This window comes from Algoriphagus sp. (assembly GCF_046296635.1).
Classification (GTDB): Bacteria; Bacteroidota; Bacteroidia; order Cytophagales; family Cyclobacteriaceae; genus Algoriphagus.
The window spans coordinates 169,013-186,776 of sequence record NZ_JBKBKZ010000006.1 but is presented as its reverse complement, the minus strand read 5'-3'; the positions used below and the strand labels follow the sequence as shown (position 1 = coordinate 186,776).

Sequence of the window (17,764 nt, the reverse complement as noted above, 5' to 3'; positions counted from 1 at the left end):
AATATTCAGAATCAGCCCAAATACTTTGCAGACTAATGCCTTTCAGGACGGGAATTAACAAGAGCATATATTTCCTGATGAAGGGATCAGATTTTATGACCAAACCTCTGATAAAATCAAGGTTCAGGAAAATCTCAGTTTCTGACAACGGCCCCGGCATCCCCGACTCCATCAAAGACAAAATCTTCCAGCCTTTCTTTACCACCAAGCCGACTGGTCAGGGAACCGGCCTTGGTCTATCCATCACTTATGACATAATTAAGGCAGACAAAGGTTCGTTGGAAATCATGACCAAATTAGGTGAATGGACAAAGTTCACCATAACTATTCCTGAGTTTTCCTAAAATCTTTGGTCTTCAAAATAGGAAAAAACTGTAAACCAAGCTTTCTTTACAACTAACGCTACTGGACAATGAACGGGATAGGTTAGAGCTATGATATTTGAACTCGCATGTCAAATGTAAGTAGCAGAAAAACTCAAGAGGGAATCACATTAACGATCAAAGAAAAAAAATTCCAACCCTTCTTTAACACCAAACCTACTGGTCAGGGAACGGGACTTGGATTGTCATTGAGCTATGATATTGTGAAGGCACATGGAGGGGAGATTAGAGTGGAAAGTAAAGAGGTTAATGGAAGTGAATTCATAATTATATTATACATGAAAAAATTATTACTTGCAGGAATCCTGTTTTTGATTGTTTCAAAGGCTTTCTCCCAAGCACCGCAGCAATTAGACAGCCTGAAAACAGTTTGGTCTGAGACCAGAAATGACACCTTCAAGATGACTGTTGGGCTTAGAATCATGGATTTTTATGCAGAAACAGACCGCGACAGTGCGATATTTTACACGGAGTATTCTTTAGCCATAGCCAAAAAGTTGAACCAGCCACTTTGGGTCGCCGGTACATTACTCGGCAAGGCTTATCTTCTACAAAGACGAGGAGATCTGGTATTAGTCTTCAAAACCATCAATGAGGCAAGGGCACTTGTTATAGAAGAAAAGAATGAAAAAAATGCCTATCTGGGAGATGCATTCTCTATTTACAGCAGTCCAAGAGAGTTCCGATTATCACTTTTGACTAGTGTTTTTCATCAGTTTGGTAACACCTATGCTACTGCGGGAAATATGGAAAAGGCAATCTCATCTTATAAAGAAGTAATTCGTTTGGGAGAAGAGCATAACAATGAATTTTCGCTGGTAAACAGTAATATGAATATAGGAAGCATTTATCTGGAATTAAACAGATTGGACTCCGCCAAGATCTATACCAATAGAGGCTTGTTTTATTCCGAAAAGACAGGTTATAAAACCTATCAGGGGGCTATGTTAAGAGATCTTGGGGATATTCATTTTAAGGAGAATAACCTCGATTCCGCAAAAGTCAATTATTGGAAATCAATCCATGTAAATTCGGAGCAAAATAATCTGGCTGCCAAAATCATTACCTTCCTTTCTTTGGCCAAGATGTATGAAAGCTTGTCACAAGTTGATTCAATGCAATACTACGCAAGCTCAGCTTACCAAATGGCTTCAAAATTAAAAGCGAAGGGAGGTATAGAAGCCTCCTCAAAACTTCTATCTAATGCCTTTGATAGGAAAGGGAATGTCGATAGTGCCTTTGCCTATCTATCAATTGCTAAAATAATAGGAGATAGTCTCAACATAGACCAAAAAGAAAAATTTACCCAGTTTCAAAATGCAAATTTTGAAGAGCAAATGCAGTTAGAAAAAACAACACAGGAAGTCATCGCTGGAAAAAACAAAGTCAAAATGGCAAGTTTACTCGTGGGGCTAACGTTCTTTTCGGGACTTGCTTTTGTTTTTTATCGAAACAACCGTCAAAAGCAAAAGACAAACAGGGTATTGGAAACCACGCTTTCAGATCTCAAATCCACCCAGGCCCAACTTATACAATCAGAAAAAATGGCTTCGCTTGGAGAACTTACTGCTGGAATTGCCCATGAGATCCAGAATCCGCTGAATTTTGTGAATAATTTCTCTGAACTGAGTGCAGAGTTGGTGGAAGAGATACAAGAGACAAGAGCCAAGAAACAAGCCCTTCGACAAAGCTCAGGGACCGAGATTACGACAGTGGAGCAGTTGGAGGAGGAGATTCTGGAGGATATCAAGCAGAACTTGGAAAAGATCAACCACCATGGCAAACGGGCAGATGCGATCGTCAAAGGTATGCTGCAACACAGCCGATCCAGTTCCGGTCAGAAAGTATCCACCGATCTTAATTTACTGGCAGATGAATACCTTCGGCTTTCCTATCATGGGCTGAGAGCAAAGGACAAAACTTTTGAGGCAAGTTTCACTACTGATTTTGAGCCAAATCTTCCAAAAATTGATCTAGTGGCACAGGATGTCGGTCGCGTGATACTCAACCTGATCAACAATGCATTTTACGCAGTAAATGAAAAAGCAAAACAGGGAATCGAGGGATATAATCCGGAAGTCCGTGTCGGCAGCAAAAAAACTAAAGGTGGAATCACGCTGACAATTAGAGACAATGGAAATGGCATCCCCGACTCTATTAAAGAAAAAATCTTCCAGCCATTTTTTACCACCAAACCTACCGGGCAAGGGACGGGATTAGGATTGAGTTTGAGCTATGACATTATCAAAGCGCATGGGGGCGAAATCAAAGCAGAGTCAAAGCAAGGTGAGTTTACTACTTTCGAAATTTTATTACCTGTCTAAAAACTCTTAACTTTTACCCTATGAAAATTTTAATCGTCGACGATGAACGAGATGTGGAAGATCTCTTTCGTCAAAAATTGAGAAAAGAAATCCGAAGTGGAGCCTTGGAACTTGAGTTTGCATTCTCCGGCAAGCAAGCTCTAGAAATCCTGGCAAGCGACAATCCTCCCAAATTTGTCTATGTCTTTTCCGACATCAATATGCCTGGAATGAGCGGATTGGAGATGCTGGATATCATCAAAACGCGTTTTCCTCAGATTCAGGTTTCGATGATCTCTGCCTATGGCGACGAGGCCAACTATAAAAAAGCGATGGATTCCGGAGCCAAGGAATTCTATACAAAACCAGTAAATTTTGAAAACCTCAAATTAGAGATAGCTGAGATTGCAAGATCCATCAGCTGACAAAACCAAGATTAACTCCACCCTAAGCTACTTTTCACCCAATAAAAAAATCAGCACTCCTCCATGATCCTGATTAATATCATTTCACTTTTTCTCCTTTACTACTTGAAAAAAAGTAGTGGTCCGCAGGGATTTCCTGTTTATCTCAATCGCTATTTTAAATATGGAATGATCGCTGCCGGGGTACTAATTATCCTGGGAGCTAGCCACCTTCCGCCTGAGTTTCTTTACCAGCTACTTTCCTTTGTTCTGGTTGGGGCTATTATTTATGTCATTTTAAATACTCCTGAGCTCGAATATCTTAAAACGTTGGCCATCACTCCACTTCCCATTGTCGGAGTGAAGCTCTTGGAATATGTAATCGAAAGGATCAGCCCCTCCATTTACGACACGCTGGAAAACTACCTGGATGCAGCTGGATTTTTTGCGCTAATCTGGGCGGTAACCATGTGGTTGAATCACCGCAAGCAGATGAAAGAATTGGAGATCGAGCGGATTTTTCTAAAGGAACAGGAGCGTCAGTTAAAGGCTACTGCTCAACAGAAATCCCAGCTGGAAACCTTAGTAGCGGAGCGAACCTCCGAAATCCTCAAACAAAAAGAAGAGCTCCAAGATGCGCTTGACCATCTCCAATCCACTCAAGCCCAACTCATCCAACAGGAGAAACTTGCCTCTCTCGGTCAGCTGACCGCAGGCATTGCTCACGAAATCAAAAACCCGCTCAACTTTGTCAACAATTTCTCAGAACTCAGCGTGGACTTCCTGGAGGAAATCGGAGAAGAGATGGCAAAATTTTCGGAAAGCGCTGAAAAAGAAAATATCCTCGAACTCCTAGAAGATGTCAAGTCCAATCTAGTCAAGATCCGCCATCACGGTTCACGGGCTGACAGCATCGTCAGGTCCATGCTGATGCATTCCCGAGGAGGAACCGGAAGTGTGGATCCAACGGATCTCAATGCCTTGATTCGGGAATATGCCAACCTTGCATTTCATGGAATGCGTGCCAATCCCAATCCAATCAATGTGGATATTAAGTTGGATTTGGATGAAACTCTTCCCCTAATCAAGCTTAACGCAGAAGACTTCAGTCGCGTGATTCTCAATCTCGTCAAAAATGCCTTCGACGCCATGCGCGACAAGATCAACGAGGTTGGGAATGACTATAAAGCCGCTGTAAAAATAATGACCAAAGACCTTGGATATCAGATTCTGATCGAAGTGGAGGACAATGGTCCAGGCGTACCTGATGAGATTAAGGATAAATTATTGATGCCATTTTTTACCACCAAAAAGGGAACTGAAGGCACTGGGCTGGGACTCAGCATCACCCATGATATCATTAAGTCCCACGAGGGTAAACTGGAAATTGAATCGACCGTAGGTGAGTTCACCCGTTTTCGAATTTCGTTGCCCAAAGAAAAGCTATAAGCTTTGCCAACCTTTGTCAGCTTAAGCTGGAAATAAAAAGATTATTTGCTGTATTTCAATTAATTATTATTTTAGACTAATTGTTATTTTAAAGTTTAACTAGAAAGCAAACCCAAACTTTAATCGCCCTTACTTTGAACTTAAACGTCAGCAAAAATGACCACAACAGGAAAATTCTTCTCCGCCTTTTTGGTAATCTTGAAGAAGACCTGATCACACAGATACTACAAAATGGAAAAAGCCTCGAACTTGAGACAGGCGATTTTCTTTTTCATCAAGGAGATCGGGACAACTCCCTTTACATCGTCATTTCCGGCAGATTCCGGGCATTGGCTAAGCAAGAAGATGGTTCACTTCATGCACTTGGGGATATTGGAGAGGGCGAACCTATCGGGGAATTTGCACTTTTTATGGCAGAGCCCCGGTCGGCTACCGTGGTTGCCATTCGTAAATCCATTGTATTGGAACTCAAGGAAAGCCAATACCTGGATATTGTCTCCAAACACCCCGAGTTTTCCAGCAAGCTTACCCGATTCGTAGTCAATCGCTTACGTAGGAATGCACTTCAGCAGCACTTGGAGACCTCAGCAAAAAACATTGCCGTTATAAATCTTCAAGCGGATAATGATATAACAGAATACACAGAGGCTGTCAAAAAGGAGTTTGAATCACTCGATGTAAGTATCCAAATCCTGGATCACGAATCCCACGCCAATCTGGAAACCCAGACCATGTATGACACCTTGGAGCAACACAATGGGTTAAACTTTCTGGTATGTAGCGATGCAGATTTGAACTGGTCAAAACAATGCATCATCTATGCAGATTTGGTGGTTTTGGCCACGGACTTTTACGCGGAAAGTGATATTCAAGCCATCGAAAAATACTTGAATCTTTACTCCCAAAGTATCTTAAACAAAAAAATCTACCTGTTGCTCCTTCATCCCGAGGAAGCCAAATTTCCTGAAAACACAAGACGCTGGTTTGTTGACCGAAAAATTGACCTCCACATTCACTACCGAAAAAATTATAATCCTGACATCCGTCGCTTTGCACGAATTCTGGCAAATAAAGCCATCGGATTGGTTCTAGGAGGTGGCGGAGCCAAAGGATTTGCACATTTAGGAGTGATCAAAGCTTTGGGCGAAGAGGGTGTGGACATTGACTTTTTAGGCGGAACTAGTGCAGGTGCATTATATGGTTTGACATGTGCATATTGTGACTTTGACCGGGAAAAAATCGACTTTTACAGTAAAGATTCCGCTCAGAATAAACTGACGAAAAATGACTTTACCTTTCCCTTGATTTCCTTCATGTCGGGGAAAAAGATGAGCAATTACCTCAAAAAAATAATGGGCGATTCCTACCTTGAGGACTTTTGGGTGGGAAGTTATTGTGTATCGACCAACTATTCCAATGCCACCACACGGGTACATGACCGAGGACTTGCATGGAAGCAAATCGGGGCTAGTATGGCCATCCCAGGAATTTATCCTCCGGTGGTAATTGACAATCAGCTTCACGTCGATGGAGGTGTGGTGGACAATCTCCCGATCGAGACCATGTACAACTATCCAGTCAGCCAAATCATCGCTATTTCACTTACCCAACTGAAATCCCGTCCGGTGAACTTTACAGAAACGCCAAGTTCATCGAGTTTACTTTGGGATAAAATCACCGGAGGAAAAAAATATAGGCTTCCGGACATTGCCTCTATTCTAGTCAATTCGCTAACTCTGAATAGCCGGCAAAAACAGGAAATGAGCAAATCCGGTGTGGCAATTTATGTGGAAATGGAACTGAAGGGAATCGGAATGCTAGATGATAGCAAGTGGGAAGAAATCATGCAAAAAGGGCATGATCAAATGAAGGAGGCACTTGAAAAAGTGCCGGAACAAGAGCGCTTTTGGTGATCATTTCAAAAATTTCAAAGGAAATAGATTGGAATTGATTGTAACTCCCAAATAATCAAGATCTTTTTCCTATTTTCAAGAAATAGTCCAATCTCTCATATTTTTATGCAAAAAACATTCTTGTTGAAAGCTTTTTTGATTGCTCTATTTTTTTCAATCGCCCAAATCGAGGGATTTTCTCAGATCAACGCATCGCAAGGAATCCCGACGATTACTAACTACACAGCTAGGGAATTTCGAACTGGTGGTCAGGTCTGGAGTATGGGTCAAGATCAGCGAGGATTTTTCTACTTAGGTTCAAGTCAGGGGATAGTTCAGTATGATGGAAATAATTGGGAATTACTGATATCTCCAATCAAAGGTTTTAACACTAATACCAGAGCGATGCACAAATCTAAATCTGGTGTTCTTTATTATGGATCATTAGGGGATATTGGGTACATCGGGGAGGATGAAATCGGTAATACCATTCAGTATTCATTAACAAACCTTATACCCTCAGATTTATTATTTAATGATATCTGGTCAATCAGTGAAGTGGGTGGAAAAATTTACTTTCAGGCTCGCGAGGCAATTTTTATTTATTCACCTGAAAAAGGGAAACAAGAAGCTCAAATTGAAATCTGGAAACCAGATACTCAATTCATGTATGCTTGGGAGATTGATGGAGTGTTTTTTACCCATCAAATGGATTTGGGACTTTTTAAAGCAGTAAATGGAAAATTAGAATTGATCGGTGGGAGTGAATTTTTAGGAGAAACGAGAGTACAGGTTATGTTACCCTTCAAATCTCCCGGGCAGTTTTTAGTCGGAGGTTTTTCCGGAGGATTGTATCGTTTCGACGGCAAAAGTTTCATCCCTTTCAAAACTGAGGTAGATGACGCTTTCAAATTCTCCCGCCTATACAAAGGAATAGTTCTTCCCGACAAAACTTATGCATTAGGCACAGTGGGGAGCGGACTTTTAATCATTGACCATAATGGTAAAAAAGTGAGTGAATACACGGTCAAAAAAGGTCTAATCGATGACGGTGTTTATTCTTTGCTCCTGGATATGAGTGGTACCCTATGGGTTGGAACTAACAATGGAATTTCAAAAATCGAGATTTCATCTCCCTTAACACGTTTTATACCTGAGGATTTGAATGTGGGTAGTATCCTATCCCTAAATGACTTGGATGATGAACTATTTATTGGCGGATCCAAGGAAATATTGTTCGTCGATAAGCAAGACGGAGAAATTAAAAAGGTACCTGAAATCCCCAATTCCCAAGTTTTTGATATCAAGAAAGATGAAGACCGGATATTGTTTAGCAATCTGGGACTTTACTCCATCAAGAATGGAAAAGCTGTCATAGTCCAAGGCACTGAAAAGCTCCAACTGCTTCGAATTTTGGTGTCTGAGAAACATCCGGGTTATGTCTTCCTAAGTGGATCATTCGGCGTCGATATATTCAAGAGAAAGAAAGTCTCAAATTCAATCGTTCAGCCCTATGAATATGAAGCTGTGGGGCAGTTAAGCCAAATTGAACGGTTTATTTACACGATGGAGGAGGATTCCTTGGGTGACCTTTGGGCAGGAACTCAAGCTGGAGACACCTACCAAATCACTTGGGCGAAAACCGCAACAGGAAATATTGACCCTGCCAATTCAACAGTCCGCCGATTTAGTGAGGAGGATGGAATTCCTGGCTTCGTTGGGCGAGTTTCCAAAATCCAAGAGCGAATTTATGTCTCGGGAGTAAGAGGCTTTTATTATTTTGACAGAGCATCCAATTCATTCCAAAGAGACCCAGTTTTCAGTTTCTCAGATGAGGTTGCAAATATCAATAGTGATGCATTTGCTCTTCAATCTGATGCCTTGGATCGGGTTCTGATTGTCTTCAAAGACGAAAAAAAACTCGCAGTACCTGATGAAAACGGAAAGTATACGCTTCATGATTACCCAATAAACCTCTTTACAGGACAAAATATTTCCGCATTTTATTCCGAACCCAATGGTGTCATGTGGCTTGGAACTGATGAAGGTTTGATACGCATTGACAATGAAAAAACAGCAAACACGGACATTCCTTTTCCGCTCTATTTCAATCGGATTATTTCCAATTCAGATACTTTAATCCATAAAATTCAAAAAGAAAAAAAAGATTTCCATGAAATGGAGTTTAAGAACAATTCCATCCGTTTTTCTTACGCTGCACCATTTTACATTCAGGAAAAACTGACCAAATACCAGACATACTTAGAAGGCTTCGACAAGGACTGGGGAAAATGGGAGGATAACTCTTTTCGGGAATTCACCAATCTCCCTCATGGAAAATACACCTTTAAAGTTCGGGCCAAAAACATCTATAATTCCATCTCTGATGAAATCTCCTACGAATTCATCATCCTTCCTCCTTGGTATGCGACATGGTGGGCATATTTGCTCTATGTCCTTGCATTCGGATTACTGGTCTTTGCCTTGGTAAAAATCCAGTCCGGACGATTGGTAGCCATCGAAAAAAAGCGCGCCCAGGAAAAAGAACTCGAGCATGCACGGGAGATCGAAGAAGCCTATCAAAATCTAAAAGCTACTCAAGATCAATTACTCCAGCAGGAAAAACTGGCCTCACTCGGTCAACTCACAGCCGGTATCGCACATGAGATCAAAAACCCGCTCAACTTTGTCAACAATTTCGCCGATGTGAGTATGGAACTCATCGATGATATGCGGGAGGAACTTGCAAATGATAATAAGGCTGAGGCGCTTTCACTTTCCGAAGACATCAAAAGTAACCTGCTCAAGATCCATCTACATGGCACCAGAGCCGATAATATTGTCAAATCCATGCTGCTCCACAGTCGAGGAGGGAGTGGAAAAATGGAACCGACGGACCTTAATGCGATGGTTCAGGAATTCTCCAATCTTGCTTTCCATGGTATGCGGGCAACCAAAAACCCAATTAGCGTTGAAATCCAGCTGAATTTGGATGAAAGTATTGGAACAATTCCACTCTTTACCGATGACTTTAGCCGAGTGATTCTCAACCTATGCAATAATGCTTTCGACGCGATGCGTGATAAATTGGGTTCGGAAGAAAATCAATCAAAAAAATATACACCCGAGCTGACAATAAGCACCAAATCATTGGAAGACGGTGTCGAAATGGTCTTTGCCGATAATGGGCCAGGAATCCCAGAGGAAATTCGGGATAAGATTTTACAGCCGTTCTTTACCACCAAAAAAGGAACCGAAGGCACAGGGCTAGGGCTAAGTATTACCCACGACATTATCAAACGCCACGACGGCAGTCTGACAATCAATTCCCAGTTGGGAAGAGGAACGCAATTCATCATTTTTTTACCAAAAAAAACCTAATAAACTTATGAAGATATTATTTGTAGACGACGAGAAAGATGTAGAGGCTTTGTTCCGTCAAAAGTTTCGAAAGGAAATCAAATCAGGAGAAATTGAACTGGCATTTGCATTTTCAGGTAAGGATGCCTTGAATGTTTTGGGGGAAGAAAACCCGCCAAAATTTGTCTATGTTTTCTCCGATATCAATATGCCAGGAATGAGCGGATTGGAATTATTAGATCAAATAAAAACTCGGTTTCCAGATATTCAGGTAAGTATGATTTCTGCTTATGGGGATAGTGAAAACTACGATCGGGCTATGAGTTCCGGTGCCAAAGGGTTTTTTACCAAACCCGTGGATTTTGAACGATTGAAAAAAGAAATTGCCGAAATGGTCAAAAACCAATAATTACCATCCCAAAAAATAAATTTTCCAGAAGGAAAACCATGGATGCTCTAAAAGAGAAACTTTTATCTGAAGCACTTCAAAAAGTCCTGGATATGACTGTCACGGATAATTTCCCTCTGGACACCATAGGCGATTATGTTGTTTCTGATGTGATGGGATTTGGAACCACTGTAGATGAGAAAATCACTGGGATTGAGGGAGTAAGAAAATTGATAAAAGATCAACAGGAACAATCAAAAGATTTAGACATTCGATTTGAGACCCAACTCATCCACCGGCGGATTTTTGCGGAGGAAAATGCCGCCTTTTTTTCACATGACCTCACCATCACCATGAATATGGGAGGCGAAGAAAACGTTCTTCCCTTACGATTTAGTAACGTGTTTGAATATTTTGGCGATCAATGGAAATTGGTTCACTGGCATGGCTCACAAGCTGTGGATTCGGAGGGAGACACTTGGCATAGAAATGAACTGGTCAAAAAAAACGAAGCCCTTCAAAAACTGGTCGAGGAAAAAACAGCAGACTTAATACAAAAAAATGAGGCACTTGATGCTGCCATTCAAACTATAAAAGACACCCAAGACCAGCTCCTGCAGCAGGAAAAATTGGCTTCCTTGGGTCAACTGACAGCGGGCATCGCTCACGAAATCAAGAACCCACTAAACTTCGTCAACAACTTCTCCGAACTCAGTCAGGATTTCATTGAGGAAATCGAGGAAGAATTAGACAAGACAGCGGACAGTTTGGAAAGAGAAAACATCAAAGATCTCCTGGAAGATGTCAAATCCAATCTTGGAAAAATCCGTCATCATGGTTCGCGGGCTGACAGCATTGTCAAGTCCATGCTGATGCATTCACGGGGCGGTACAGGTACTGTTGAACCTACAGATCTCAATGCACTGATCCAAGAATATTCCAATTTGGCCTTTCACGGAATGCGTGCAAACAAAAACCCAATTAATGTAGATATTCAATTGAACTTGGACGAAAGCCTTGGACTAATTTCTTTGAACGCTGAGGACTTTAGTCGAGTGATACTTAATTTGACAAAAAACGCTTTTGATGCCATGCGCGACAAAATAAGTATGGTAGGATCAAATTATAAAGCTAAATTGGTAATCCGAACCAAAAACTTAACCAACAGGGTTTTGGTAGAGGTAGAAGACAATGGACCGGGTGTTCCGGAAGAGATACGTGACAAACTTTTAATGCCTTTTTTTACCACCAAGAAAGGTACCGAAGGAACTGGATTAGGACTGAGTATCACCCATGATATCATCAAATCCCATCTAGGCACGTTGGCACTTGAATCAAGGGTAGGAGAATTTACCAAATTCAGTATAGAGTTACCAAGTACTTAAACTTAACTTTTTTCGCATGAAAATTTTAATAGTAGATGACGAGCAGGATGTGGAGATCATGTTCTTGCAGAAATTCAGGAGAGAAATCAAGAGTAAGCTACTCGAGGTTGAATTTGCTTTTTCTGGACAACAGGCCTTGGATTACCTAGGTCAATCGGGCTCACCGGATGTCGTGTATGTTTTTTCCGATATCAATATGCCGGGGATGAGTGGATTGGAGCTTTTGGAAAATATCAAAGATAGATTTCCTCATATCCAAGTGAGCATGATTTCCGCTTACGGTGACAAAGACAATTACAACAAAGCGATCAAATCCGGAGCAAAAGGTTTCTTCACGAAACCGGTGGATTTTGAATCCCTCAAAAATGAAATAGCCGAATTGCTTACCGACAAATAGAATGGCAAAAATCCTGGTAGTGGATGACGAGGAAGATTTGGAGATGCTCTTCCGCCAGAAGTATAGACAAAAAATTCGTTCGGGGGAATACGAAATGTTTTTTGCGCTGAATGGTCAGCTTGCACTGGACACGTTGAAGGAGCATCCGGATATGGACATGATTCTCAGTGACATCAATATGCCCGTGATGGACGGCTTGACCTTGCTTTCCAATACCAAGGAACAAAACCCACTTTTGAAAACAGTGATCATATCAGCTTATGGCGATATGGAAAATATCCGCAAAGCCATGAACTTGGGTGCTTTTGACTTTGTCACCAAACCGGTGGATTTTCAGGATCTTGAAATTACCGTAGAAAAAACGCTGAGCTACATTAATCAGATCAAATCCAATATCAAAGCGATCAGAGAAAATGACATCCTCAAAATGTATGTGGATGAAACTGTGCTGAATTTCATGGGAGGAAAGGAGATTGAATCTGCCTTGATGGAGAATGAAATCATCGAAGGTACGGTCGCCTTTATTGACCTTTGCGGATTTACCAGAATCTCAGAAAATGAAGCTCCAAATACGGTAGTTGGCTTACTCAATGAATATTTTGACCTAATGGTCCGTGAGATTATTGATGAAAAAGGCAGTGTGGACAAGTTCATCGGTGACGCAGTGATGGCTGTTTTCCAAGGACCTGACCACCTCCAACGTACCATTTCCAGCTGCATTGCTATTCGTGACAAGATGGAAGCTATCCCGGAATATTCAGAAGCCACTCATTTCAAACCCCGTGTGTCCATTGGGATCAACTCCGGAGAAATGGTCTCTGGAAATATCGGTTCGAAATCACTAAAGCGCCTCGATTACACGGTCATCGGAGACACCGTGAATGTGGCAGCGAGGCTTCAGGCAAAAGCCAATCCGGGACAGATCTTAATTATGGAACATTGCCAAACCCAAATCCCGGATAAATTCAATTTCAACCGAATAGGAGAAATGGCACTAAAAAACAAAGCCAATTCTGTGATCGTATTTGAAGTGGGCAAGAAAGATTAATCATTGATTAATATGATTTCACTTTTTCGAAAAATCCGTCAATCACTCCTCAAGCAGCAAAAAATAACTCAATACCTTGCTTATGCTGTTGGCGAGATTTTTTTGGTGGTTATCGGAATCCTAATTGCACTTCAAATCAATACTTGGAATGAACTGCGAAAAACAAGACAATACGAAGTAAAAATGCTCAAAGAGCTAAAGTCTACTTTAGAAAAGGATCGAAGGTATTTTTCTTCCCAAATTCCTCGCTTAACCATCAAGCAAAATGCGGCAAACCGACTCCTTTCAATGCTGGAAAACAAGGAAGAAAATCTGGATACTTTAAATAGATATTTTACGAATCTAAGGTTTGAAGTACTTTTCCAATACAACTCTGGAGCCTATGGATCCATCAAGTCAGGTGGAATCGATAAGATATCAAATGACTCTATTCGGGCAAAAATGGCGGGGATCTATGAATTTTTGATCCCGAGAAGTGAGAAGATTTTTGAAAACTTAAGTCATTCAGAAGAAACAGAAGATAAGTTGGTTGAAGCACTGACAAAGCGAGTTATCTTATCGCCAGAGGGCCGGGAAAAAACTATTCAAAATAAATTCTCGGATCCAAAAGCTATCTACCGAGATGAATTTTTACATCTCATCCAAATTCAAAAAAGAAACACATTCGTTACAAAAAGTCGCTTGGAAAGTCTTCTAAGTCCTCTGGATGAACTCATTCAATTGCTCGAGGAAGAGTTGAAGGAAAAACCCGAATGAAAATCACTTCCACAAAAAATTAATATGAATATCCGCTTCTTTGCCAGTGGATGAATCCAACCAACGGAAACAGACTTCAATTCTGATTTCAGGCTCTCTTCGGTCTTCGGTCTCCAGTCTTCCATCCGATTTTAAGGAGTTAATTTGTTGAGTGGCAGAATTCCGTATATCTATAAAAATTAATTTAACCTTTCTATATACCCCCTAAAAAATGTCCGCTCTCGAACTATTTTTCCTCGAGATCTACAGCTTGATGAAAAATCTCAAAGATTACCATTAGTTTAATTGCCCTAACCAATATTCTATGATCAAACTTGCCCACCCTGCACTGCTGCTGGCCTTAGGCGTATCAGTAAGCTTTGCAGCTTTGGTTCCTTCATCCCATGGAGACCTACTTCCATTGAACGAGGAGTCCAAAGTAATTGCCGATAGCGTCAAAAAAGACAGCTTAAACTACCCAAAATTCAAGGATCTCCCACTAAAGCCAGAGCGGGAAGTCAAATTCACTACCAAGGAAGGAACTTGGATGAGTGTGGATATCAGTCCGGACGGTAAGACCATCGCCTTTGATTTGATGGGAGACATTTACACCATCCCAATTGAAGGTGGAAAAGCAACCCCAATCACTACAGGGATCGCATATGAGACGCATCCGAGGTATTCTCCGGATGGAAATAAAATCCTCTTCACCTCTGACCGTGCCGGAAACGACAACCTTTGGTACATCGATTTAGTGAAAAAAGACACCGTACAGGTCACAAAAGACAAAAATGGTGACGTGCCTGGAGCGCATTGGACTCCGGATGGTGAATACATCGTAGTATCCAAAGGCCGTAGAATTTCCAAACTTTGGATGTATCACAAAGATGGCGGAGGAGGAATTCAGCTGAATGAAAATCCAGCCCAAATGAAAACCATCGATCCTTTCGTGAGTCCTGACGGAAAAAAAGTCTACTTCTCTCACCGAACTGGAGCTTGGAACTACAATGCGCTTTTGCCTCAGTATCAAATCGGAACCTATGATTTCGACAAAGGTGAAATCAGCAGCATCACTTCCAGATATGGGTCGGCATTTACTCCGACGCTTAGCAAAGACGGCAAATGGATGGTCTACGGCTCCCGATGGGATGATAAAACGGGATTGGTCCTTAGAAACCTGAAAACCGGTGAGGAAAACTGGCTAGCCTATCCCGTCCAACGAGACGAACAGGAATCTATCGCTCCTCAAGGCGTATTGCCCTCAATGGCTTTCACTCCCGACAGCAAATTTGTAATTGCGTCCTATGGAGGCAAAATCTGGAAACTCGCCATAGACGGAAGTCCGGCAGTGGAAATTCCTTTTGAAGCTGATGTCAAACTGGCAATGGGACCTCGACTCTATTTCAACTATGAAATCAAAGACACCACAGCAAAACTTGCTACCCAAATCCGGGATGCTGTTCCTTCTCCAAACGGAAAAAAACTGGCTTTCACCGTGTTGAACAGGTTATATGTCATGGATTATCCTAATGGTAATCCTACCCGTGTCACTACTCATTCATTCACTGAGGCGATGCCAACTTGGAGTCCTGACGGTACTCAACTCGTATTCACAACCTGGGATGAAAAGCTCGGCGGACATCTTTACAAGGCATCATTAGGCTCCAAATCTGCTATCACAAAACTTACAAGCGAATCGGCCTTATACATGGCTCCAAAGTGGGGGCCGAATAATAAAATTACAGCTTTCAAAGGGTCTAATCGATTGCTTCAGGAGGCTGAGGGTCCGGGAGTGAGTGGGGCTGAAGCTGAATTGGTTTGGATACCAGCCTCAGGTGGAGCTTTGCGAAAAATCATGAACGCGGGTAACTACGGAAATGCCCACTTCACTCAGGACACAACACGGGTTTTCCTGAACGGCCCAGGCGGAGCACTATTAAGTGTGAGGTGGGACGGGACAGACGAGAAAGTCTATGCCAAAATCACAGGAATCACACCTTTTGGCTCAGCAGCAGATCCGCATGATGATCACGGGCATGCAAGCTTGGAAGAAATTTCAACGGTTCGTTACGTCATGGGAATGCCTGTTTCCACAGCAGATGCAGTCAACTATTGCATGCTGCCTGAAGGATCCAATTCCCGCGAACCACAGATGACACCTGCGAGTGCGAGTACCATTTTGATGGCTCCGGTTGGAAATAAGGCCTTGGCAAAAGTTAACAACAACGTCTATGTCGTCACCATCCCTACCGTCGGTAAGGTGCCAACCATCAATGTTGGGGATCCTGCTTCGAGCAATTTCCCATCAAGACAACTAACCGAAATCGGTGGGGAATTTCCGGCTTGGGAAGCGAATGGCAAAAAAGTCCACTGGTCACTCGGAAATGGGCATTGGGTCTATGACCTCGATCGTGCTGAGTTTGTAGAAGATTCAGTGAAATCTGCCAAAAAGGCTAAAGTTCTTACCGATGCAGACAGTGTTTCCACATTGAAAGCTAAAGGTGCAGATGCCGTGAAATTGGCTGATTCCTTGGCAAAAGCTGAAAAGGAACGTATCAAGGAGCTTTTCAAAGCTGATAAAGAAAAAGCAAAGGCTGATAGCATTTATAAAGCTGAGCTGAAGGAAAAAGAATCCTATAAACCTGCCGAGCATCAGGTAAAAGTCTATTTCGCAAAAGATACTCCAAGCGGTAGCATTCTTTTGAAAAATGCCAGAATCGTCACGATGAAAGGTTCAGAGGTTATTGAAAATGGAGACATCCTGATCGAAAACAACCGAATCAAAGCAGTCGGAGCAACAGGAACTCTGGATGCCGGAAATGCCAAAGTTATCGACGCCTCCGGCAAAACGATCACGCCTGGATTCATTGATACCCACGCTCACATGTGGCCAACTTGGAACCTCCACAAAAACTCAGTTTGGATCTATGCGGCTAACCTCGCTTACGGAGTGACGACAACTCGCGATCCTCAGACTGCAACTACCGACGTGCTGACCTATGGCGACATGGTCGAGGCGGGTATGGTTCCCGGACCTCGAGTCTATTCCACAGGACCTGGTGTGGGCTTTTGGATGTATAACCTAAAATCATTGGATCAGGCAAAAAGTGTATTGAAACAGTACAGCAAATATTATAACACGCAGTACATCAAAATGTACCTTGTAGGAAATCGTCAGCATCGGCAGTGGGTCATCATGGCCGCTAATGAGCAAAAGCTGATGCCAACGACTGAGGGTGGTTTGGATTACAAACTGAACATGACACAGCTGTTTGATGGCTATCCAGGACATGAGCATGCAATTCCCATTTATCCGCTCTATTCCGATGTTACCAAGACGATTGCTGAGAGCAAAATGGCTTATACCTCTACTTTGCTGGTTTCTTACGGAGGCCCATGGGCAGAAAACCACTACTACATCACAGAAAGCCCCCTCAAAGATCCAAAGCTTAACCGATTCACCCCATACAATGAGATGAATTCCAAAGCCCGACGAAGAGTCGGTGGTCTGGGTGGATGGTTTTCACCTGAAGATCATGTCTTTGAAAAGCATGCAAAAGGAGTAAACTCAATCGTCACTCAAGGCGGGCTTGCCGGTGTAGGTTCTCATGGTCAGCTGCAAGGCTTGGGTTACCATTGGGAACTCTGGTCCGTGGCAAGCGGAGGAATGAGCAATCTTGATGCGATGCGAGTCGCCACGATTCTTGGTGCGGAATCACTGGGACTGGACAAAGAACTGGGAAGTATCGAAACCGGAAAATTGGCTGACTTGGTGATCATGGATAAAAATCCACTGGAAAATATCCGAAACACCAATACGATCTCACATGTGGTGAAAAATGGCCGCGTGTACGACGGAAATACCTTGGATGAAATCCTCCCAACGCCTAGAAAATTGGATGTAAGTTCTTGGACAAAAGAGGCTCCAAAGGTTACAACTTCGATCAAGGAATAAGCAGAAATCCGCAGAATTGATAACCTCCACTAAATAGGTGGGGGTTATTTTTTTTGAAAAATATC

At 42.2% G+C, this 17,764-nt stretch carries 11 protein-coding genes and 1 pseudogene; all 12 read left to right on the top strand.

All coding sequences use genetic code 11. The features are described 5' to 3' along the window. Nucleotides 1–128: 128 nt before the first annotated feature. Nucleotides 129–344, top strand: a pseudogene (locus ACK4HU_RS06895) (sensor histidine kinase); the annotation flags it as partial. Between the two features lie 107 nt (nt 345–451). After that, nucleotides 452–2,707 carry an ATP-binding protein gene (locus tag ACK4HU_RS06890; protein ID WP_409804698.1) on the top strand — a complete coding sequence of 752 codons (2,256 nt, stop codon included), beginning with the start codon at nt 452–454 and terminating at the stop codon, nt 2,705–2,707. A 20-nt stretch (nt 2,708–2,727) separates the two neighbouring features. Further along, entirely contained in the window at nt 2,728–3,111 is a 384-nt protein-coding gene (locus ACK4HU_RS06885; protein ID WP_409804696.1) for a response regulator, read from the top strand. Nucleotides 3,112–3,174: 63 nt separating this feature from the next. Then, nucleotides 3,175–4,539 (top strand): sensor histidine kinase, encoded by a 1,365-nt coding sequence (locus ACK4HU_RS06880; protein WP_409804693.1) that lies wholly within the window; start codon nt 3,175–3,177, stop codon nt 4,537–4,539. A 134-nt stretch (nt 4,540–4,673) separates the two neighbouring features. Beyond that, complete coding sequence (locus ACK4HU_RS06875) at nt 4,674–6,452, top strand: patatin-like phospholipase family protein (protein WP_409804690.1); 1,779 nt, start codon at nt 4,674–4,676, stop codon at nt 6,450–6,452. Nucleotides 6,453–6,557: 105 nt separating this feature from the next. Next, on the top strand, nt 6,558–9,812 hold the full coding sequence (locus ACK4HU_RS06870) for an ATP-binding protein (protein WP_409804687.1): 3,255 nt from the start codon (nt 6,558–6,560) through the stop codon (nt 9,810–9,812). A gap of 7 nt (nt 9,813–9,819) precedes the next feature. Next, the gene (locus ACK4HU_RS06865; RefSeq protein ID WP_409804684.1) at nt 9,820–10,200 is read left to right on the top strand and encodes a response regulator; all 381 of its coding nucleotides are present in this window, start codon (nt 9,820–9,822) and stop codon (nt 10,198–10,200) included. Between the two features lie 38 nt (nt 10,201–10,238). After that, on the top strand, nt 10,239–11,564 hold the full coding sequence (locus ACK4HU_RS06860) for a sensor histidine kinase (RefSeq protein ID WP_409804681.1): 1,326 nt from the start codon (nt 10,239–10,241) through the stop codon (nt 11,562–11,564). Nucleotides 11,565–11,580: 16 nt separating this feature from the next. Next, nucleotides 11,581–11,961, top strand: coding sequence for a response regulator (locus ACK4HU_RS06855; protein WP_409804678.1), 381 nt, complete (start codon nt 11,581–11,583; stop codon nt 11,959–11,961). A gap of 1 nt (nt 11,962) precedes the next feature. Further along, nucleotides 11,963–13,009, top strand: a complete 1,047-nt coding sequence (locus ACK4HU_RS06850; RefSeq protein WP_409804676.1) for an adenylate/guanylate cyclase domain-containing protein — start codon at nt 11,963–11,965, stop codon at nt 13,007–13,009. A gap of 12 nt (nt 13,010–13,021) precedes the next feature. Continuing rightward, complete coding sequence (locus tag ACK4HU_RS06845) at nt 13,022–13,765, top strand: DUF6090 family protein (protein WP_409804673.1); 744 nt, start codon at nt 13,022–13,024, stop codon at nt 13,763–13,765. A 304-nt stretch (nt 13,766–14,069) separates the two neighbouring features. Continuing rightward, nucleotides 14,070–17,699, top strand: a complete 3,630-nt coding sequence (locus tag ACK4HU_RS06840; protein WP_409804670.1) for an amidohydrolase family protein — start codon at nt 14,070–14,072, stop codon at nt 17,697–17,699. Nucleotides 17,700–17,764 lie beyond the last annotated feature (65 nt).